The organism is Pleurocapsa sp. CCALA 161, from assembly GCF_003003995.1.
In the GTDB taxonomy this organism is placed as follows: domain Bacteria; phylum Cyanobacteriota; class Cyanobacteriia; order Cyanobacteriales; family Xenococcaceae; genus Waterburya.
This window is the reverse complement of record NZ_PVWF01000006.1, coordinates 15,585-34,914: the sequence shown is the minus strand read 5'-3', so window position 1 is coordinate 34,914 and position 19,330 is coordinate 15,585. Positions and strand designations below refer to the sequence as shown.

At 40.3% G+C, this 19,330-nt stretch carries 20 protein-coding genes and 1 pseudogene; 7 read left to right on the top strand and 14 right to left on the bottom strand.

Annotation, left to right across the window (positions count from 1 at the left end; translation table 11 throughout):
- Window positions 1-27 precede the first annotated feature (27 nt).
- The 10 genes and pseudogenes from C7B62_RS02815 to C7B62_RS02780 all read right to left on the bottom strand — a co-directional run bounded on the left by C7B62_RS02815 (window position 28) and on the right by C7B62_RS02780 (window position 7,049).
- Window positions 28-1,629, bottom strand: a complete 1,602-nt coding sequence (locus tag C7B62_RS02815; protein WP_106233093.1) for a 2-isopropylmalate synthase — start codon at window positions 1,627-1,629, stop codon at window positions 28-30.
- Between the two features lie 256 nt (window positions 1,630-1,885).
- Window positions 1,886-2,104 (bottom strand): type II toxin-antitoxin system HicB family antitoxin, encoded by a 219-nt coding sequence (locus C7B62_RS02810; protein WP_106233092.1) that lies wholly within the window; start codon window positions 2,102-2,104, stop codon window positions 1,886-1,888.
- A 17-nt stretch (window positions 2,105-2,121) separates the two neighbouring features.
- Complete coding sequence (locus tag C7B62_RS25310) at window positions 2,122-2,340, bottom strand: hypothetical protein (RefSeq protein WP_146132038.1); 219 nt, start codon at window positions 2,338-2,340, stop codon at window positions 2,122-2,124.
- On the bottom strand, window positions 2,310-2,453 hold the full coding sequence (locus C7B62_RS27045; protein WP_370303744.1) for a hypothetical protein: 144 nt from the start codon (window positions 2,451-2,453) through the stop codon (window positions 2,310-2,312). Before C7B62_RS27045 ends, C7B62_RS25310 begins: the two co-directional genes overlap by 31 nt.
- A gap of 10 nt (window positions 2,454-2,463) precedes the next feature.
- Window positions 2,464-2,742: pseudogene (locus C7B62_RS02805) on the bottom strand (YidH family protein); the annotation flags it as partial.
- Between the two features lie 18 nt (window positions 2,743-2,760).
- Window positions 2,761-3,816, bottom strand: a complete 1,056-nt coding sequence (locus tag C7B62_RS02800; protein WP_106233090.1) for a sulfate/molybdate ABC transporter ATP-binding protein — start codon at window positions 3,814-3,816, stop codon at window positions 2,761-2,763.
- 26 nt (window positions 3,817-3,842) lie between these two features.
- Window positions 3,843-4,646, bottom strand: coding sequence for a sulfate ABC transporter permease subunit CysW (cysW, locus tag C7B62_RS02795; RefSeq protein WP_106233089.1), 804 nt, complete (start codon window positions 4,644-4,646; stop codon window positions 3,843-3,845).
- Entirely contained in the window at window positions 4,636-5,496 is an 861-nt protein-coding gene (gene cysT, locus C7B62_RS02790; RefSeq protein WP_106233088.1) for a sulfate ABC transporter permease subunit CysT, read from the bottom strand. The genes cysW and cysT overlap by 11 nt, the downstream gene beginning before the upstream one ends.
- A gap of 109 nt (window positions 5,497-5,605) precedes the next feature.
- Entirely contained in the window at window positions 5,606-5,932 is a 327-nt protein-coding gene (locus C7B62_RS02785) for a hypothetical protein (RefSeq protein ID WP_106233087.1), read from the bottom strand.
- A gap of 58 nt (window positions 5,933-5,990) precedes the next feature.
- A complete protein-coding gene (locus C7B62_RS02780; RefSeq protein WP_106233086.1) occupies window positions 5,991-7,049 on the bottom strand; it encodes a sulfate ABC transporter substrate-binding protein in 1,059 nt (352 codons plus the stop codon).
- Between the two features lie 201 nt (window positions 7,050-7,250).
- On the opposite strand from C7B62_RS02780, the gene C7B62_RS02775 reads away from it, so the two are divergent.
- Complete coding sequence (locus tag C7B62_RS02775; RefSeq protein WP_106233085.1) at window positions 7,251-7,646, top strand: ACT domain-containing protein; 396 nt, start codon at window positions 7,251-7,253, stop codon at window positions 7,644-7,646.
- Between the two features lie 25 nt (window positions 7,647-7,671).
- Here C7B62_RS02775 and C7B62_RS02770 read toward each other — a convergent pair whose 3' ends face one another.
- A complete protein-coding gene (locus tag C7B62_RS02770; protein ID WP_106233084.1) occupies window positions 7,672-8,427 on the bottom strand; it encodes an SDR family oxidoreductase in 756 nt (251 codons plus the stop codon).
- A 185-nt stretch (window positions 8,428-8,612) separates the two neighbouring features.
- On the opposite strand from C7B62_RS02770, the gene C7B62_RS02765 reads away from it, so the two are divergent.
- Window positions 8,613-9,596 carry a methyltransferase domain-containing protein gene (locus tag C7B62_RS02765; protein WP_106233083.1) on the top strand — a complete coding sequence of 328 codons (984 nt, stop codon included), beginning with the start codon at window positions 8,613-8,615 and terminating at the stop codon, window positions 9,594-9,596.
- Window positions 9,597-9,817: 221 nt separating this feature from the next.
- Here the strand turns inward: C7B62_RS02765 and C7B62_RS02760 are convergent, their stop codons facing one another.
- Both C7B62_RS02760 and C7B62_RS02755 read right to left on the bottom strand, forming a co-directional pair.
- Window positions 9,818-11,212 (bottom strand): ABC transporter substrate-binding protein, encoded by a 1,395-nt coding sequence (locus C7B62_RS02760; RefSeq protein ID WP_106233082.1) that lies wholly within the window; start codon window positions 11,210-11,212, stop codon window positions 9,818-9,820.
- A 182-nt stretch (window positions 11,213-11,394) separates the two neighbouring features.
- Window positions 11,395-11,589, bottom strand: a complete 195-nt coding sequence (locus C7B62_RS02755; RefSeq protein ID WP_106233081.1) for a hypothetical protein — start codon at window positions 11,587-11,589, stop codon at window positions 11,395-11,397.
- A gap of 286 nt (window positions 11,590-11,875) precedes the next feature.
- Here C7B62_RS02755 and C7B62_RS02750 point away from each other — a divergent pair, with 286 nt between their 5' ends.
- Complete coding sequence (locus C7B62_RS02750; protein ID WP_106233080.1) at window positions 11,876-14,461, top strand: tetratricopeptide repeat protein; 2,586 nt, start codon at window positions 11,876-11,878, stop codon at window positions 14,459-14,461.
- A 47-nt stretch (window positions 14,462-14,508) separates the two neighbouring features.
- Complete coding sequence (locus C7B62_RS02745; RefSeq protein ID WP_106233079.1) at window positions 14,509-15,423, top strand: lysylphosphatidylglycerol synthase domain-containing protein; 915 nt, start codon at window positions 14,509-14,511, stop codon at window positions 15,421-15,423.
- Between the two features lie 33 nt (window positions 15,424-15,456).
- On the opposite strand, the gene C7B62_RS02740 is transcribed toward C7B62_RS02745, so the two are convergent.
- Window positions 15,457-15,801, bottom strand: coding sequence for a hypothetical protein (locus C7B62_RS02740; protein ID WP_106233078.1), 345 nt, complete (start codon window positions 15,799-15,801; stop codon window positions 15,457-15,459).
- A gap of 130 nt (window positions 15,802-15,931) precedes the next feature.
- Between C7B62_RS02740 and C7B62_RS02735 the strand changes: the two genes are divergently transcribed.
- Genes C7B62_RS02735 through C7B62_RS02725 form a run of 3 tightly spaced genes read left to right on the top strand, consistent with a single transcriptional unit; the run spans window position 15,932 to window position 19,164 of the window.
- Window positions 15,932-16,423, top strand: a complete 492-nt coding sequence (locus C7B62_RS02735) for an ureidoglycolate lyase (protein ID WP_106233077.1) — start codon at window positions 15,932-15,934, stop codon at window positions 16,421-16,423.
- A gap of 43 nt (window positions 16,424-16,466) precedes the next feature.
- Window positions 16,467-17,411, top strand: a complete 945-nt coding sequence (locus C7B62_RS02730) for an ABC transporter ATP-binding protein (protein WP_106233076.1) — start codon at window positions 16,467-16,469, stop codon at window positions 17,409-17,411.
- Between the two features lie 13 nt (window positions 17,412-17,424).
- Window positions 17,425-19,164 (top strand): hypothetical protein, encoded by a 1,740-nt coding sequence (locus C7B62_RS02725; RefSeq protein ID WP_106233075.1) that lies wholly within the window; start codon window positions 17,425-17,427, stop codon window positions 19,162-19,164.
- Window positions 19,165-19,330: the final 166 nt, after the last annotated feature.

Sequence of the window (19,330 nt, the reverse complement as noted above, 5' to 3'; positions counted from 1 at the left end):
GATCGCCATAGGCAAAATATTCAACCCCTAAATAGCTACTTGAGAAGCTACTTTTGCCGATTCTTGTTGAGCAGCATAGAGACGGTTTAAGGCTTTAATATAAGCCTTGGCGGAAGCAACGATAATATCGGTATTAGCCGCACGCCCAGAATAGACCCGATCTTGATGGCGTAAGCGGATGGTCACTTCCCCAATCGCATCAATCCCTGCGGTAACAGACTGGACAGAGAATTCAATTAGCTCATTAGGAATATTGGTCACGCGATTAATTGCCTTGTAGATCGCATCCACAGGGCCTGTACCAATAGCTGCATCGGTTAGTTCTTGACCATCAGGAGTGCGAATAGTTACAGTCGCAGTTGGTTGAGAGCGATCGCCACAGGAGATTTGGACTAGTTCCAAACGAAATAACTCAGGAGGCTGTCTGATCTCATCATTAACAATGGCTTCAATATCCCAGTCGCTGATTTCTTTTTTCTTGTCAGCAACATCTTTAAAGCGGATAAAGGCTTTATTGAGGTCTGTTTCGGAAAGTTCAAAGCCCAACTCAGCTAGGCGAGTGCGGAAGGCGTTACGCCCAGAATGTTTACCCAAGACAATTTGCTGATTATCATTCAAGCCAATGGACTTGGCATCCATAATTTCGTAGGTCAGCCGATTTTTCAAGACTCCATCTTGATGAATACCAGACTCGTGGGCAAATGCATTCGCCCCGACAATTGCTTTATTAGGCTGGACGATCACCCCTGTACGATTGGAAACTAAACGAGAAGTTTTATAAATCTGTTGAGTGTCAATTTTGGTCAACGGTGCAGCAGATTCTGCGGGTCTACCTAAGAAAGGATTAAAATATTGACGGCGTACATGAAGTGCCATCACTAACTCTTCTAAAGCAGCATTTCCTGCTCTTTCGCCGATCCCGTTAATGGTGCATTCTAATTGTCTAGCACCGTTTTTAATTGCTTCGAGAAAGTTCGCGACAGCCAAACCCAGGTCATTATGACCATGAACAGAAACAACTGCTTGGTCTATATTTGGTACATTTTCACAGATACCTTTAATCAAGTCCCCAAATTCTGTCGGGGTCGTATAGCCCACAGTATCAGGAATATTAACCGTAGTTGCTCCAGCAGCGATCGCTGCTTCTAAGACTTGATAGAGATATTCAGAATCAGTTCTTACCGCATCCATAGGCGAAAACTCAACATCATCCATAAAGGATTTAGCGTAAGCCACCATCTCTTGAGCAATATCTAAAACTTCCCCACGGGATTTTTTAAGCTGATACTCCAAATGGATATCAGAAGTCGAAATAAAAGTATGAATTCTACCATTAGCAGCAGGTTGTAGTGCTTCGGCCGCAGCTTTGATATCTGCTTTAATTGCCCTGGCTAAACTACAGATCACAGGCCCATCTTTAGTGCCGACTTGAGTAGCAATTTTTTGCACTGCTTCAAAATCTCCAGGACTAGCAAAAGCAAATCCCGCTTCAATTACATCAACTCCTAGACGGGATAGAGAATGGGCAATTTCCAGTTTTTCTTCAACGTTTAGAGTCGCGCCAGGAGACTGTTCTCCATCCCTTAAGGTGGTGTCGAAAATAATAATACGGTCTTGTGAATTGTCCATAGTCCAAATACTTTGGGAGAATTTGCAATATTAAAAATTATAGGCGATTTGTCCCAGAGGATGAACGCCGAATAAGTAGAATTATCGGTATTTTAGTCTTGCCCATACCGATCAAGGCGATCGCATCAATATTATTACTGCAAGAAAAGCAACTTGCAAAGAGCAAAAATTGAGCAAAATTCAATCTGATTACAAAAAAATTGGGTTTTTAGGAACTTGAAATTCCTAAGATAGTGATAATCATTCCCATAACTAATCACTGACCAATCACCAAGGGATAGTCAAAAGAATCTGCAACAGGATTAAGGGTTATATTTACCTGGGATTCAATTAGCTTGTGAGCAACGTCGCGAGCAATTTCTAGAGTTTCGGCAATGGTTTTACCCTGAACAACAAGTCCTTGAAGGTCATCTGTCGTTGCTAAATAATAACCTTCTGGAAGTTTCTCGATGTGCAAATTAATAATTTTTTCCATTCCTTAGTTTGTTTTATTTAACAACCTTTATCTATTATTTTATGCGTGAAAAGCAGAATTAAAAAATTAAGCATAAAGCGATCGCTTTTTTGTAACATATCAGATGAAAGGCGATCGCTACTCAAATTTACCGCCCGTTCTTGTTTAAGTTTTCGCGCTAGTTGAACACTATTATATGTTTGCTCCTCTTCAATTAAACAAGCTTCTATGTATTCACAAGATCTTCGTTTTTCCACTTGGGTTTTGCGCCTCTTCCTCGATCTGACCAAAGCCCGACTAAACCTTTATTTGACCACCTTTGAATTGTCGCTCTTACTGTCTGTTCATGGCCATCAAATCTTCGCGCAATTTCTGCTACGTTCTTCGTCTATATCTTGGCGAAGGGCAAAGTAGTGATAAGTTGAAAGTATTACTGTCGCAAGTCCGACTAAAGAAAAGATTAAGCCCAATTTCCAACTGCTGCCAGGAGTATTAGTTGTAGGTGGATTTAACAGGCGGAGGCGGACAATAACGACACCAAAGCCCATTAAAGCTATTGCTGTTCGCATCCATGCTAAATAAGTACGCTCATTGGCTAAATGATCTCTAACACGAGAAGAACTTCTTCGTTGGGATTTTTTAAAATTCACGCCACCCACTCTTTCATACTTAAAAAGCTAACTCGCTAATTGATGATGATCAGCTGGCGAGTTAAATAAATCTTGCTTAACTTGCTCAAAGCATTTAATTTGACGAGGTTCGAGATACACATTTTGTTCTGTTTTCAAGTCAAGGCGGACAAATTCTTCTCGGTTTAAATGAACTATGAGGGAAGAGCGATCGCCTAAAGTTAATTCTAATTGAACTTGCCAACCTAAATGAATGATTCGTTTAACTTTTGCCAAGACACTATCTCCTTGGGGAGTTGTAAAAACTTCAAAATCGTGAGGACGAACAAAAAAGCGTGTGGCAGGATTAGCTCGATGAGCATGATCGAAGATTGGGCTAGTGTGTAGTAGAACATTTACTTCGCCGACAAAGCTCATCACAAAGGGATTTGCAGGATGCTCATAGACTTCTGCGGGCGTGCCAACTTGCTCGATTTTGCCCTGGTTCATTACCACAATTTTGTCGGCTACAGCCATTGCTTCTTCGCGATCGTGGGTGACAAAAATACTGGTTAAATGTACCTCATCGTGGAGACGACGCAGCCAGTCGCGTAATTCTTGTCTAACTTTGGCATCTAATGCCCCAAAAGGTTCATCGAGGAGTAAAACTTCTGGCTGAACTGCTAAAGCACGGGCAAGGGCAACTCGCTGTCTTTGTCCACCAGAAAGCTGATTCGGATAGCGATCGCCAAAACCTTCAAGCTGAATTAATTCTAATAGTTCTTTGACTCTTTGCTTGATTACTTGACGCGGTTTTTTACGAATATCTAGCCCAAAGGAAATATTTTCTCTAACTGTGAGATGTTTAAATAAAGCATAGTGCTGAAAAACAAAACCAATATTGCGTTTGCGGATATCCAGATTAGTAGTGTCGCGATTATTAATCCTAACTCTGCCTTGATCGGGAGTTTCTAAGCCAGCGACAGTTCGGAGTAAAGTAGATTTGCCTGAACCAGAAGGACCGAGTAAAGCAACCAAAGTTCCAGGTTGGACATCTAAATCGATGTTATCTAAAGCCTGAAAGTTACCGAATTTTTTGGATACTTGAGAGATTGTGATACTCATAATAATTAGTTGCTGAGTGATAAATGTTAATGGCGGGTTTTCTGTTCGAGTATTTCTTTGAAAATTAAGGTTAAGGCAGCTATTGAAGCTAAAATTGCTGCTGAACCAAAAGCAGCTTCTGCCTGATAGTTTTTATAAGCTTGTTCAACAAAAATCGGTAGAGTAGCTGTTCTGCCCACAATACTGCCAGATACTACTGCCACTGCGCCAAATTCACCCAATGCTCTGGCATTAGTTAGCAAAATGCCGTACAGTAAACCCCAGCGAATATTGGGTAAAGTAACGCGGTAAAAAACCTGCCAATCATTCGCCCCCAAAGTGCGGGCTGCGGTTTCTTGTTCTTCGCCAATTTCTTCGAGGACGGGAATGACTTCGCGAGCAACAAAAGGCATGGTCACAAAAGCAGTCGCCAAGACAATTGCTGGGGTAGCGAACAAGATTTGAATATTTAAACTTGCCAGTAAACCACCCAACCAGCCATTTTTACCATAAAGCAAAACGATGGCTAAACCAGCGACAACGGGAGAAATCGAAAATGGCAGATCGATAATACTAAGTAATAAAGTACGACCGCGAAACTGATTGCGACCAATTACCCAGGCAGCACAAAGACCAAAAATAGTATTGAGGGGAACGGTAATCGCCGTAACGATTAGAGTCAATATAGTAGCTTGCCAGAAATTTCGTTGATCGATCGAGGTCAAAAAGACATTAATACCCTGATGAAAAGCTTCATAAAAAATGGCGATCGCTGGCAAGAATAACAACAGTGATAAATAAATTAAGGCGATCAACAATAAGATTGCTGATATTTTTGGTTTAGTCAGCATAACGACGACTCCACTGTTGTAAAAAATTGATGAGCAGCAAAAGTACTAATGAAACTAATAGCAGCACCGTACCAATTACCGTTGCTCCGTTGTAGTCATATTGTTCTAATTTTTGGAACACTAAAACAGGAGCAATTAAGTCTCGAAAAGGAATGCTCGATGCCACTATGACTACCGAACCATATTCCCCTACCGCTCTAGAAAAACCCAAGGCCACTCCCGTTAAAATTGCTGGAATTACTGGCGGTAAAATAACGCGCCAAAACGTCTGGGATTCTGAAGCACCTAAAGACCAAGCTGCTTGTTCGATTTCTGGTTCGAGTTCTAGTAATACTGGCTGCACGGTTCGGACAATAAAAGGTAAAGAAATAAACAGCATTGCCACAAACACCCCCAGTCTGGTAAAAGCAATTTTGATGCCAAAAGGTGTAAATAGTTGACCAATCCAGCCATTATCACTATAGATAGTTGCTAAAACCAAACCTGCTACAGAAGTAGGTACGGCAAAGGGAATATCGATCACCGCATCGACAATTTTTTTACCAGGAAACTGGTAGCGAACCAAAATCCAGGCAACCAGAGTGCCCATAATACCGTTAATGATCCCCGCAGCTAAAGCAGTGACAAAGGTAACTTCATAAGCAGACAGGGCAATTGGAGCAGTGGCAGCTTGCCAGAACTCCCCCATACCAAGAGTTAAAGACTTGGTAATTAAAGCTGCCAAAGGCAAGAGTAAGATTAAACTTAAATAGCCAATGGTTATTACCCAAGGAAGGGAAATTCTGGTTGAGTTAGTTTGCTGAGGCTTGCGTCTTAATTGTGTTTCGAGATGAGAAATAAAACTAGTCATTGTGTGATCGATCTACAAAATTACCTTGAAAAGCTTTGCTGAAGCGCTTATAGCTAGGGTGGCTTTTAAATATAAAGCTTCATAGAGTCGCGTTTTGAGCGAAGCTCGTTTACTGAGATGAGATTGCCAAATATTTTTTGACTCCAAGATCTTGCCAGCAAGCAATAGTCAAAGATAAATCGTCAAATGTTCCGAAAGCTTCCACCAAATACCAGTCAAAGCGATTACACCCATTCGAGTGCAAGCCCTCTGGGTACGCTTCGCGATCGCAATTAATTCCTGGCAGTTTGGAAATAATCTTTAAATCTACAGTCATAACCTTGGCTATATTTGACAACGCGATCGGCGCAAAATTCTGAGGCGTTTTCAAAGCTAATTTGATTTTGAAAAGTTTGATTTGGTTACGGTAGTCTTGTAGCGTCAATTTTTGTGCCATTAGTTACACCTAAATATTTTGTATAGATCAAGGCCAAAAGCTAAGAGCTTGCTGAGAATTATTTTTGGCTGATTTTGGTCATCATTTTGTCGAACTCTGCACCACTATCAAAAAATTTTGCTTGAATTTCAGTCCAACCACCCAAATCTTTGACAGTAAAGAGGTTTTTAATGGTGGGATATTGTTCGGCAAATTCTTGGCTAACAGTCGAATCGACAGGACGAAAACCAGCTTGGGCAAATTCCCGTTGGGCTTCTGGAGTAAACAGAAATTTCGTAAAAGCTTCGGCAACTTCTCTCGTACCGCGTTTGTCAACATTGGCATCCACTACCGCTACTGGATTATCAATCGAGATGTTGTAATCAGTAGGAACTACGTAAGGAATATCTTCCCCTTGTTGTTTAGCTAGTAAAACTTCGTTTTCGTAATTAATTAAGACATCACCCTGCCCTTGTTGATAAAAAACATCACTCGATTCGCGAGCATCTTTGGGTAAGATAGGAACGTTGGCAAATACTTTTTCGACATAGGCTTGTGCCTCTTGTTCGCTGTTGCCTGCCTGGGTCATAGCACCCCAGAGAGCTAAATAATTCCATCTCGCACCACCTGAAGTTTTCGGGTTAGCGGTAATTACTTCGATATTTTCATCGGTTAAATCCGACCATTTGGCTACTTTAACGCTATCGTCGCGTTTGACTAGAGCTGCTACCGATTTATGCACGATCGATTCATTAGGTAATTCTTGTTCCCAGTTTGGTTCGATTAATCCTGCTTCTTCAATTTGCTTGGTATCTAAAGCTAATGCCAAGGCAACGACATCTGCTTCTAAACCATCAATAACAGCACGAGTTTGCGAACCAGAACCGCCATAACTCTGCTCGAAAATTACATCTTGTCCAGTTTTAGCTTTCCACTGTTCGGTAAACTTAGGAATAATTTTTTCATAAGCACTTTGAGTAACTGCATAAGAAACTAAAGTTAGCTGGACTTCTTTTGGTTGCTGGGCTTGTGCCTGGCTATTTTTACTAGCTTCACCTTGGTTAGAACAACTAGCGATCGCGCCACTAGCGATAAATCCTGCTATCATCCAACCGATAAAATGTTTACTTTTAAGCATTAATTTACAACTTCCTTTATTTGAACTTCAATCTTAATTGAATTTAAAATGAATTGCAATACATTTTAAAATGTTTTTTCTGATGAAAGCAAAAAAAAGCCTAAAAAATAAACGATCGCCCTGTAAACAAAATTACCTGGGTGGCGATCGTCTAAAATAAAATAAAAAAATTAGGTAAGAATTAAATTAGAAACTAGACCAATGTCAGGAGAAACCAGCCTCAGTAAATTGTTGCAATGTATGCAGCCAATCCTTTCCCCAGGGGAATATGTTTTTTCCTGCCTAGGCGATCAAGACAATCGTTATTCTCAACTTAATCCTCTAGGTCAATTTCGAGAAAGTGAGGGAATAACGCTAATTCTGGAACGAGAACAGGCTGATGCAGCCAATTTGTCTTATTCCTCAATCTTTTCGATGATTACTCTTTCGATCCACTCCAGTTTAGAAGCAGTTGGTTTTCTCGCTGCTATTACTAGTAAATTAGCCGAACACGATATCAGTGTTAATCCTATTTCAGCTTATTATCACGATCATTTGTTTATCCCCGTCGCACGTACTTCTGAAGCAATCATGCTACTTCAAGAGTTTTCTAGGTAAACTGCCAACCAAATTTGGGATCAGTTTAAAGTATGGCAAAAAGCTCCGACCATTGAGTTGGATGCTCTCTATCTCCTGAATTAATAATTGAGAAATCCCTGTTAATAGTCCTGTCGTTAAACAAAGCTTCAACACAGGCATTAGCGACATCGATACGACTAGTTTCGCCATTAAAGCGATCGCCTGAAGCAATTTTCACGGCTTTTTGTCCATCGGTTTTAGCTCGTAAGAGAGTATTTAGGTCATAGGAAGTATAAGGGCCATCAATGAGTCTGGCAGGGCGGATAATCGTGTAGGGTAAACCAGCAGAAGCGATCGCTTCTTCTCCTTTTAATTTGGCATCCAAAACACCGAAAGCATTGAGGATGTTATAGGGAAACTCATCTTTACGCAATACGCCACAGGAAGAAACAAACACAAACCGTTTTAAATCTTGAGGTGCAGCAGCGACTAAGTTTTTAACTCCTTCTGCATCTACCGCTGCGGGACTATTGGCAGGTTGAAACAGATTAGCAAAATCCCATCTGAGGGAAGGAAATGCAGTTGTCCCCGTACAGCAAATAATATAGCTAACACCATTGGTAACCCTTGCCAAAGTATTAGCATGACGAATATCCCCTTCGATAATTTCAACTCGTCGATCGAACATCGATTCTGCTTTCGATTTTGTTCTACTTAAAGCTCGAACACTGAGATCTTTTGCCAGCAGCTTCGCAACTACTAATTGCCCCACTCCCCCAGTAGCACCAGCAACTAAAATCTTGTCTGAATTAGATACCATCTTGCCCCTCTCCCTTATTTACTTGATCTATCTATCTACATTGTGATTATTATTGTGAGTAATAATCGGCAAATATGCTTCAGTCTTGAAGAATATTTCTAACTTCTACTCTCGTTTGAGACTAGTAAAATATTGCTATATTAAAAACCTGTAACGATATATTAAGTATTCAATATTCATTTTTAATGAGCTTATTTTACATTCTTGCGTTGATAGCCCTTGCTTTAGTAGTAGGCATTATCATCTATCTACTGACCCCTCGTAACTACGAATCTGCCGATTCTGTCGCCAATTCCTATGATGAGTGGACAGAAGACGGGATCTTAGAATTCTACTGGGGTGAACATATTCACTTAGGACATTACGGCACACCGCCTAAGTCTAGAAACTTTAACCAGGCTAAATATGATTTTGTCCATGAAATGGTGCGTTGGGGTGGTTTAGCAAATCTACCTGCTGGCACAACTTTATTAGATGTGGGTTGCGGTATTGGTGGCAGTAGTCGTATTCTGGCAAAAGACTATAACTTTGACGTTACGGGAGTTACGATTAGTCCTCAACAGGTTAAACGCGCCCAAGAATTAACTCCCCCAGGAGTTAACGCTCAATTTCAGGTAGATGATGCTATGGCTCTTTCTTTTCCTGATGCTAGTTTTGACGTAGTGTGGTCAGTGGAAGCTGGGCCTCATATGCCCGATAAAGCAGTTTTTGCCAGGGAATTATTACGGGTATTAAAGCCTGGAGGTATTTTAGTGGTTGCAGACTGGAATCAACGGGACGATCGCACTATACCGCTAAATTTCTGGGAAAAACCCGTAATGAGACAATTATTAGATCAGTGGTCGCATCCAGCTTTTGCGAGTATTGAAGGCTTTTCTGAACTATTAATAGAGACAGGTTTAGTTGAGGGAGAAGTCATTACTGATGATTGGACTCAAGCAACTCTTCCTTCCTGGATCGATTCTATTTGGCAGGGTGTTGTTAAACCAAAAGGACTAATTTTATTTGGCTTTTCGGGCTTAATTAAGTCTTTGCGAGAAGTTCCTACTCTGTTACTGATGCGGTTGGCTTTTGGTGCTGGGTTGTGTCGTTTTGGAATGTTTCGCGCCACTAAAGTAAATCTAATTTTAGAGCGACAATCAGTCGACCATGAGGCAGTCATAAAGTAGTAGGTAGTCCTAAAGGATAAGCTTCGCAAATAGGTAGTAGGTAGTAGGTAGTAGGTAGTAGGTAGTAATAAAAAAACGTCCTAACATTCATTGTCTAGTATTGCTATAGTTAAACCTGTATTTCAATTAACTGTTTCTGTTGGTTACGCCAAATAGCATTGAGCATTTGATAATTTGAGCAAGTTAAGAGTTCCCAAAACTGAATTTAACCCGAACTCAGTCTACTTAAGAGGAACAAAATCATAACCAAAGGAAGAGCGATCGCCTGGCTGCACTTCAACCAACTGAACGGCAGCATTGCGATCGCCTGATTGCAAAAATTTCAGGTTGCCTGATGCTTCCAAGATATTAAAGCCTGAGTCTGATAGGATCGCTTGGATTCCTGAACGGCTAGGGTTTTGTGCTAGTCCCTTTGCTAAGGCTTGAGTGGCATCATAAGCCATTGCCGTACGCCAGTTAACATCTCCTCCCCACAGACGGTAGGCAGCAGCAGTAAATTCGATATTTGGGCTTGCTAAAGCATGCCAGGGTACGCCTAGAACTAAGCCTTTAGCTTTCTCTCCTGCGATCTGTAGAGTTTGGGGTTTGTAAAGACTGTCTCCTCCCAACAAGGGTAGCTTACCGTTGTTCAACTGCATCAATAGATAAGCTTTATCTATAGTTACCGAATCATTGAGAAAAACTAGCGCTTCTGCATTTAGGTTTTCTACTGTTTTGAGAGTTTCCGCGGGATTAAAATTGTTGTCAGATAAATCTACTTCCATGACAATTTCACCGCCATTGCTCACGACATCTGTGGTAAAAGTTTCCTGGAGGGATTTACTGTAGGCACTTTGAGAGTTATAAATAATGGCAGCCTGACGCAACTCAAGCCGATCTAAAAAATATTCAGCTAAGGCACTACTAGTAAAGCGATCGCTCGGCACAGTACGAAAGATATATTCACCTGCATTAGAGATAGCAACCGAAGTGCTGCTAGGGGAAATTACCACTAACTTATTTTGTTCATAGATTGGTGCAGCAGCTAAAGTCACCCCACTGGAAAAATGTCCCACTACTCCTAAAACATCCTTATTCTTAGCTAATTCCTGGGCTATTTGTTTGGCAGTTTGGGGATCGTTATTATCATTAACAATTAGCACCTTAAGAGGAACATCATTAATCCCTCCCTGCTGATTAATCTGTAATTGTGCTTGAGCCACACCCCGCAAAATTTCCTTAGAGCTAGTCTCTTCAGTACCGATAGGAACAGCAACAGCAATACTATAGGCTTCGTTCTTGCCAATCTGAGCATTATTTAGATAGATTAAAGCTTCAGGATCGTTGCGCTGCTTATTTAACGACTGCTTGAATAAAGATTCAGCTGCTGGATAATTTTGTTCGGCGATCGCTTTAGCCGCAGCCTGTTTTTCTGGATTAATATCTCGCTGAAATAAAATCTCCTCTCCTGTGCTGGGAGCATTATCAACAACCCTAGAAGCAACAATTGTGGGCGAATCACCGTCGGCAATCTTTGGATCTCTTCTACCAAGTAACCACCATAAACCCGCACTGATAACACTAGTTGTAATCAAGAGTGATAACAATAAAATTACATTTTCTTTTTTTTGACTCATTACAGCAATAAAAATTAGTCAGAGTAATTAATTTTTGTAAAAGATAACTTACATTTTTATAAGACATCTTGAACCAAATTTACTTAATACATTGCTGTTCGACAATCAAAGGCTATCTTTTATTTACGATTTACACTGAGTATATTAATCTAATCGGTTTTCAGGATAAATATTTCAAATTACTAATTAGTAGCGCCTAAGTCTAAAAAGTTCTCCACAGGGTTTTGAGCAATGTTGGTCTGTAAATCAATTTGAGAAATTGGGGCAGGAGCAGCCATATCTGAAGGCAGAAAAATGCGAATACTGACAGCAAATAAAGCTGCTAAGAAAATTAAAAGTACCATAAAAGGTGCTATGTATTGGCGAAAAAAGCTCATAAAATCAATTATTTAAGCAGAATTTAGCTCTGACGAGGGTTAAGGTTGGTTTTACCTAAGTATTCAGACTAAAATTTTAGCGTGAATCAGAGTTTTCTGAGATACAATTTTATGACAAAGCTTACTCGTATGTTATATATAAATATTTGTCTAGAAAAGCTACAAGATTCTATAGACTAATTAAGAGATTGTCTTTCTTTATGTTAACGTTAGCAGTAATTGAAATTAGTTATATTCACTTACCCAATGTTCGCTAAAATTTAGAAATCTTGCGTCCAGATATGTCATGTCAGACTCAGACTTTACTATTCCCATTTCCCAGTCCCAAAACTCTTCTGCTGAACATTCTACTGAGTATGGTTATAAGGCGCTCAAGACAGGAGATGTATTAAATCAAAGATTTGAGATTATTCGCGAACTTGGTAGCGGGGGGTTTGCTACCACCTATTTAGCATTAGATCGTCAGTCTGGAGTAAAATGTGCTGTCAAACAATTACAGCCAAAGTTTAACAGTCCTTCGGTTTGGGCTAGTGCCAAAGAACGCCTAGCAACTGAAGCAATGGTGCTACAATGGCTGGGAAAACATCCTCAAATTCCTGAATTTATCGGTCATTTTGAAGAAAATCAGCAGTTTTATCTAGTTTTAGAGTTTATTGAAGGAGAAGAGTTTGAGCAAGAAGTTTATCGCCACATGCTCAATGAAACTCAAGCAGTTGATTTTTTAGTAGATATTTTAGGCATTCTTAAATCGGTTCATCAGCAGGGTATTATTCATCGTGATATTAAGCCCTCAAATTTAATTCGGCGACAGGAAGATGGCAGGATGATCCTGATTGACTTCGGGGCAGTTAAAGAAATCGGCACGATGGCTTTTGACGTTAGTAAACAGACGGTGCAAACTCAGATTATTGGGACTCCTGGATACATGCCTCCAGAGCAAAATAATGGTAAGCCAATCTACAGCAGTGATATTTATGCTTTGGGAAAAACAGTCGTTTTTGGGATGACGGCTAAGTCACCTACAGAGTGGGAAATGGCTGAACCTGATGGGACAATCTGCTGGAATCAAAAGATCGCCATTAGCGAGGCTTTTCTAAAAATTGTCAATCGGATGACGGCAGAGAGTCCTTCCCAACGCTATCAAAATGCGAGGGAAGTACTGCATGATTTAGAACCGTTGCAAATGATTGGCAAAACCATTGGGGGAAAATACCAAATGGTTAAGTACTTAGGCGGTAATCAAAACGTAAACTCCTATGTGGCTACAAGTTTAGCCCAAAACAGCGATGACCCTTCGGGTACGCTTCGCGATCGCTATTATCTGGAAATATTAAAAGTACAAAATTCTCAAGTTTCCTTGTCAGCGATTACCCAAAAAATTATGACTGGGTTGAATCATTTATCAACAATAGATAAGGAACAAAGAACTCCAGCGATAATTGAATATTTTGTTGATGAATCGCAAATTTTTATCGTTCAAGAATATATAGAGGGAAAAAACCTAGCTCAAACAGTAGAAGACCAGTTTATCCTCTCAGAAGCCGAAGTAGTTGATATCTTAATTAATACTGCCAGCGCCCTAAAACCTTTCCATCGACAGCAGATTATTCATGGTAATATTCAACCCTCTAGCCTAATTCGGCGCAACGATAACGGGAAAGTTACTCTAGTTGATTTTAGTTTGGTCAACCAAGCAGTTAATTTAACTCCTAATAGTAAAGCGGGATATATTCCCCCAGAACAAATTGCTGATAGAGCAACCTGTGCAAGTGATATCTATGCCTTGGGCATGACGGCGATTTATGTTTTAACAGGAACTTCCCCGCAAAAATTAGAAAAAAATCCCCGTACTGGAGAAGTTCTCTGGCATCGCAAAGCGAGAATTAGTCCTAACTTTGCCAAAATTTTGGATAAAATGATTTGTCTCGATCAAAATCAGCGGTATCAATCTCTTAATCGAGTTACCAAAGACCTTAAAAAAATCAAGCACAAGTCCAGATTTAAAGGTCTATACAAATATCTTTTGATTGCTCCAATTCTCATCTTTGGTCTTTTGATTGGCATGGCTCAATGGGCGCAGCGGGTGGCAATTCTAGAATTTTACAAAGGAGATCTCAAGCTAGAAGCAAAGCAGTATCAAGAAGCAATTAATTACTATGAGAATGGACTAAGAAAGTTAGCCAATACCAGAGGACAGGTGAGAAACTTTGAACAGGTATGGTTGAAAAAAGCGAAGGCTGAACGGCAGCTAAATGATTATCCACGGGCATTACAAACCTGTAGCACTGCCTTAAAACACTATCAAAGCCCTCAGCTATGGAACTGCAAAGCATTAACTCTCTATAGCCTCAAAAAATATAGTGCAGCGATCGCTGCTTATGACCAATCAATTAAAATTGCTCCTGATAATATCTGGCTGTGGAATAACCGAGGGGAAGCTTATACTGGCATAATGGAGTACGATCGCGCCATTGCTGATTTTAAAAAAGCGATCAGTCTCGATCCCAATCGTAGTTTTGTACCCTGGAACAATTTAGGTAAAGTATACTATCGGCAAAAAAAATATCAACTGGCGATCGAGGCTTACAATGAAGCCCTGGCAATTAAACCCGACTATCTTCCTGCCTTGATTGGCTTGGGTAATACGCAAAAAGCGACTAGATTATATGACCAAGCAGTAAATTCCTATGACCAGGCGCTAACAATTAATCCCGACTACTACGAAGCTTGGTACGGTAAGGGTTCTGTTGCTGAATATCTCTTGCAGTATGACAATGCTAGAGAATACTATCAAAAAGCAGTAGATTTAAACCCAGGTTGGGAAGCGGCAAATAGTTCTTTAGCTAGAATTGAGTCTAAGTTAGGTATTTGAGTAAGTCAAGTTAGGAGCAAGGCAATTCCTTATCCGTATAAAGGTGCATGAAAGATATACTGGTTCGGATTAAGCCTTATCTACGTTGGTTTATTCTGGGAGGAGTTTTATTCTTTCTGGTTCAAACAGTAAAAGAGCGCTGGATTGAAGTTGCAGCAATTCGGGTTGATGCCTATAGTTGGTTGATTTTGGCGATCGCTGTGATTATTACCATCGTTGCTCATATATGGTCTGGTTGGGTCTGGATTTGGATTGTAGCTATCTTTAAGCAACCACTAGGGGTTAAAGAAGGTATCAGGATTTATCTGGTCACCAACATTGCCAAGTATTCCCCTGGCAATATCTGGCACTTTTACGGCAGAATTAGCGCCGTCTGCAAAAAAGGTGGCTCTAGAGGTGCTGCAACCTTGAGCGTGCTGTTAGAGCCTTTATTAATGGCAGCAGCAGCTTTATTAATTGGCTTAGTTAGCAGTATGTGGAGCGAGACAATTAACTGGGATCTTCGCTGGCTACAGTTTGCTGGCTTGGGGGCAATCTTAATTGGTATTCAGCCTCGGATTCTGAATATCCTCTTACATCGTTTAAGTCGCAGCAAAAATAAAGCCGACGCTACTGCCGCCGAGGCAATTGAATTAACCAAATATCCGCTAGTGCCTTTTTTGGGCGAAATGGGCTTTGTCATTTTGCGCGGAATTGGCTTTGTGTTGACTTTTGTGGCACTGCAAACTGTAACCTGGCAGCAGATTCCCCAACTGTTTACCTCCTTTAGCTTTGCCTGGCTATTGGGTCTGATTGTCCCTGGCGCACCAGGAGGATTAGGAATATTTGAAGTTACCGCCTACGGACTGTTAGATAATAGCCAATTCCCCAGCGAAATTGCTGCTGTAGCATTTTATCGTCTGATTAGTATTTTGGCAGAAGCGATCGCTGCTCTAGTTTGTTTTCGACCCAAAAATAGATAACTAATCTAACTAATCTAACTAATCTGGTGGTGATTATTTCAAGCCGAGAAAGTTTTTCAGCCATTCTAAAAAGTTGCCCACATCATTAGTCGAAATCTTCAGTAAAGAAAGAATCCCAACGACGATCAAAATTGTCCCGATCAAAAAATTATTTTCATATAAAGCCAAACCAACGATCGCAATAAAATAAGGTGAGACAATCCGACTAATTTTTTCTACCGTAGAAACAAGTTCTTTGTCTTCGATCTCTGATGTCTGCAAAAGAGTATCTTGGGGAGAAGTCAAATCAACTGGAGTAGGTGTCGGTGGCGACAGCTTAATATCTTTTAAATCTGACAGATTAGGCTTTTGAGGTTCACGAGGGGACTTTCCAAACATAGTTTATTGAATCAACGGTAAATATAATTGCTATTTTAAGATAGCTTGAACTTACAAATTATTCTGTTCTGTTCCTGTTTTGAGTAAGGTTAAGTAAGTAAAAGATGTATCTTATCTACTCCAGTACTCTATGCCATTACTAACTGTCAAACAGCTAACTGCGATCCCGATTACCAAATCTAACTTTAAACCTTACGGTCAAATCATTACCCCTTCTCCTGATGGTAAAGTTTTCGATCAAAATGATGCAATCTTACAGCTACAAAACGGCACTCCTCGCTTTTATCTTATGCATTTAGAGCGCCGAGGCAGAACTTTTACCCAGATCACTCGTCATCATAGCTGTACTCAGTGTTTAGGTTCGTTAAACGGCAAAAACTGGTTGATGGCAGTATGTCCACCATCAGAAGCTGAACCAGATCTTAATCGCTTGCGTGCGTTTCGGATTCCAGGAGATTGTTTTATTAAACTAGAGGTAGGCACTTGGCACGCAGGACCATATTTCGACCATCCAGCAGTAGACTTTTATAATCTAGAACTGAGTGATACCAACATAGTCGATCACTTTACCCATAATTTTGCCACCAGACAAAACATCAAGTTTGAAATTATTGATGCTTAACAGCTAACAGCGAGCCAACTCAAACAAAGCCAGTACCTAAACGATGAAAGAATTCGCGATCGCCACCTACGGTTTGACTAAAAGATTTGAAGGTTATATTGCAGTTAATGAGATCGATCTACAGGTTAAAGCTGGCGAAGTTTATGGTTTAATTGGTCCTAATGGTGCAGGCAAAACCACATTAATAAGAATGCTGGCAACGGCAGAAGAACCCACCAAAGGCGAAATTTATCTCCATGGCGATCGCTTGTTAAGAGATGATTCTAACCATCTATTGAAGCAACGCATTGGTTATCTTCCTGACGATTTTCCTCTCTACGACGATTTAACCGTTTGGGATTATCTCGATTATTTTGCTCGACTATATCGCTTAAAACAGCCAAAACGTCATCTTCGCATCCACGAGGTATTGGAATTAGTCCAGTTAGAAAATAAGCGTAAAAGTCTGATTGCCACCCTCTCACGGGGGATGAAGCAGCGTTTAAGCCTTGCTAGAACAATTATTCATGAACCAATCTTACTGTTATTAGACGAGCCAGTATCAGGGTTAGATCCCCTCGCCAGACAGCAGTTTCGACAGATTATTAAGGTTTTACAAGAAGCAGGTATGACCATTTTGATTTCGTCCCATGTTTTGAGCGATTTAGCTGAACTTTGTACTTCTGTGGGGATAATGGAATTAGGCTTTTTGGTCGAAAGTACTTCTTTAACCGACCTTTATCAAAGGTTATCTAGTCAACAACTTACTTTATCTACTTTGGGTAAGATGGAGATATTGCAACAGCAACTGAGTCAAAATTCCTTGGTCAAGACTTGGGAGATCATCGCTGATAATCGTCTTAAGATTGATTTTAGGGGAGGAGCATCAGACTGTGCAGAGCTATTACGATCCCTTGTCCTGGCGGATATTCCTTTAACCGAATTTCATCACAGCCAAGAAGATCTCGAATCGATCTTTTTAAAACTAGGACATCAACAGACTTCGTAGGTAAATCAAGATTATGAAACAAAACATCAGACTGTTTAGCACTCCCAATTCTCTCTGGTCAAAGCTTTTAGACAGTAATCCCCAGTTGTTTCGAGAGATTCAAGGTAAGCTCAAAACCAGAAACATGGTGATGGTCGCGGCGATCGCTGCAATTGTTCAGTTCATTACAGTTATTTTTTTGCTAGGTCAGTTACCAGATCTTAAGCTGGCAGCTACTCAGTGTGGTCGCTATGGCATGACTGTGATCTATCAAGAGTATAGTAATCAGGTTTGCTATGCTCAAAATGAGGCTGGTAATTGGGTAATTAACTGGCAGCTATGGTGGCTGGATTTATTTATTATTCTGAGTATTATTGGTATTTTTGCCTTGCTAGTAATCGGTACTTATCTATTGATTGCCGACACAGTTAGAGAAGAAGAAAGAGGCACGCTTAACTTTATCCGTCTTACTCCTCAATCTGCTGGCAGTGTTTTACTCGGCAAAATTTTGGGTGTACCAATTCTAGTTTATACGGCGATCGCCTTATTATTACCTTTACATTTGGTGGCAGGATTACAGTCTCATATTCCCTTAACTCTAATTCTGGCTTTCGATTTGACAGTCTTGGCTAGCTGTGCGTTTTTTTATTGTCTAGCGTTGCTGTGGAGTTTACTCGATTTTGGCGTATCAGGCTTGAAATCGTGGTTTGCTAGCGGTTTGCTCGGATTTTTGCTACTGTTTGCAACTGCCATCCTGGTTGATGGACATGCGAAATTAGCTCATTTTTTAGCCTGGACTTTAATGTTTAATCCAGCAATACTTTTAACCTACTTAATCGATGCTAGTCATTTACGCTTCGGCACAATTGACTTTCTGTCTACAGACAATTTAGCCGAATTATCTTTTTACGGACAAGCTTTATGGACTAAAACTACTATAGGGATCGGCTTAATTTTCTTGAATTTTAGCTTGTGGACATATTGGTGTTGGGCAATCTTAAAACGCCGCTTTCATAATCCTGAGAAGACTATACTTAGTAAAGTTAATAGTTATTGGCTGACTGCTTGGTTTGCGCCAATTGCTCTTGGTTTTACACTTCAAACTGAATCTAACCTGGCTACAATTCATGATGATACCTATCTCATCAGCAACAACTTTATTTTCTTACAGGTTTGTTTAAGCTTATTTGGTTTGGGACTAATCTTTGCTTTGAGCCCTCATCGTCAAACTCTCTACGATTGGGCGCGGTATCGTCATCAAAATCACGGCAATTCTCTCTGGAAGGAACTAGTGTTGGGGGATAATAGCCCTGCAACAGTCGCCATTGCCATTAATTTAGCGATCGCCATTATTTTTATTACTCCTTCAATTTTTCTGATTCTGCCTCCTAGCTACCAGTATATTTTTTGGGGATTAATCCTTAGTACGACAAATATCTTACTTTATGCCGTAATTGCTCAGTTTCTCTTAACCCTCAAAACTCGTAAAAGAGTCATCTGGTCAATTGTTGCCGTGGCATCAATGATTATCTTACCTCCAGTCTGTTTAGGAGTGGCCGAACTTACCATCAGAACAATTCCTCAAGTCTGGCTGTTGAGCTTTGTTCCTATTACTGCTACTGAATATGTTTCTTTTGCTGCGATCGCTGTAGCTATTTTAGGTCAATGGTTAGCTATTACCGTCATAAGTTTGCAGATGACTCGCAAACTCAAGCAAGCAGGAGCATCGGAAACAAAAATTCTTATGAATCGAGTGAATACTTTAAGCAATTAGTTGATCCCTAGGACTTACCAAGAAAATTTAATTATAGTCATTTTAATTAATTTCCCTATGGTTACTTTGTATTAATGATGATGGTGAATTTTACTTGTTACTTGTGAGACAGTTGCGTTGCGGAGGTTTCCTCCGTTGAGCAAACTGTCGAACCCGAAGGGTTACT

What these genes read in the sequence shown, in the direction of transcription:
- C7B62_RS02725 (WP_106233075.1), top strand. Translation starts at nt 17,425, where the DNA reads ATGAAACAAAACATCAGACTGTTTAGCACTCCCAATTCTCTCTGGTCA.
- C7B62_RS02810 (WP_106233092.1), bottom strand. Translation starts at nt 2,104, where the DNA reads ATGGAAAAAATTATTAATTTGCACATCGAGAAACTTCCAGAAGGTTAT.
- C7B62_RS02730 (WP_106233076.1), top strand. Translation starts at nt 16,467, where the DNA reads ATGAAAGAATTCGCGATCGCCACCTACGGTTTGACTAAAAGATTTGAA.
- C7B62_RS02765 (WP_106233083.1), top strand. Translation starts at nt 8,613, where the DNA reads ATGAGCTTATTTTACATTCTTGCGTTGATAGCCCTTGCTTTAGTAGTA.
- C7B62_RS02775 (WP_106233085.1), top strand. Translation starts at nt 7,251, where the DNA reads ATGTCAGGAGAAACCAGCCTCAGTAAATTGTTGCAATGTATGCAGCCA.
- C7B62_RS02815 (WP_106233093.1), bottom strand. Translation starts at nt 1,629, where the DNA reads ATGGACAATTCACAAGACCGTATTATTATTTTCGACACCACCTTAAGG.
- C7B62_RS02770 (WP_106233084.1), bottom strand. Translation starts at nt 8,427, where the DNA reads ATGGTATCTAATTCAGACAAGATTTTAGTTGCTGGTGCTACTGGGGGA.
- C7B62_RS02750 (WP_106233080.1), top strand. Translation starts at nt 11,876, where the DNA reads ATGTCAGACTCAGACTTTACTATTCCCATTTCCCAGTCCCAAAACTCT.
- C7B62_RS02745 (WP_106233079.1), top strand. Translation starts at nt 14,509, where the DNA reads ATGAAAGATATACTGGTTCGGATTAAGCCTTATCTACGTTGGTTTATT.
- cysT (WP_106233088.1), bottom strand. Translation starts at nt 5,496, where the DNA reads ATGACTAGTTTTATTTCTCATCTCGAAACACAATTAAGACGCAAGCCT.
- C7B62_RS02760 (WP_106233082.1), bottom strand. Translation starts at nt 11,212, where the DNA reads ATGAGTCAAAAAAAAGAAAATGTAATTTTATTGTTATCACTCTTGATT.
- C7B62_RS02740 (WP_106233078.1), bottom strand. Translation starts at nt 15,801, where the DNA reads ATGTTTGGAAAGTCCCCTCGTGAACCTCAAAAGCCTAATCTGTCAGAT.
- C7B62_RS02785 (WP_106233087.1), bottom strand. Translation starts at nt 5,932, where the DNA reads ATGGCACAAAAATTGACGCTACAAGACTACCGTAACCAAATCAAACTT.
- cysW (WP_106233089.1), bottom strand. Translation starts at nt 4,646, where the DNA reads ATGCTGACTAAACCAAAAATATCAGCAATCTTATTGTTGATCGCCTTA.
- C7B62_RS02755 (WP_106233081.1), bottom strand. Translation starts at nt 11,589, where the DNA reads ATGAGCTTTTTTCGCCAATACATAGCACCTTTTATGGTACTTTTAATT.
- C7B62_RS02735 (WP_106233077.1), top strand. Translation starts at nt 15,932, where the DNA reads ATGCCATTACTAACTGTCAAACAGCTAACTGCGATCCCGATTACCAAA.
- C7B62_RS02800 (WP_106233090.1), bottom strand. Translation starts at nt 3,816, where the DNA reads ATGAGTATCACAATCTCTCAAGTATCCAAAAAATTCGGTAACTTTCAG.
- C7B62_RS02780 (WP_106233086.1), bottom strand. Translation starts at nt 7,049, where the DNA reads ATGCTTAAAAGTAAACATTTTATCGGTTGGATGATAGCAGGATTTATC.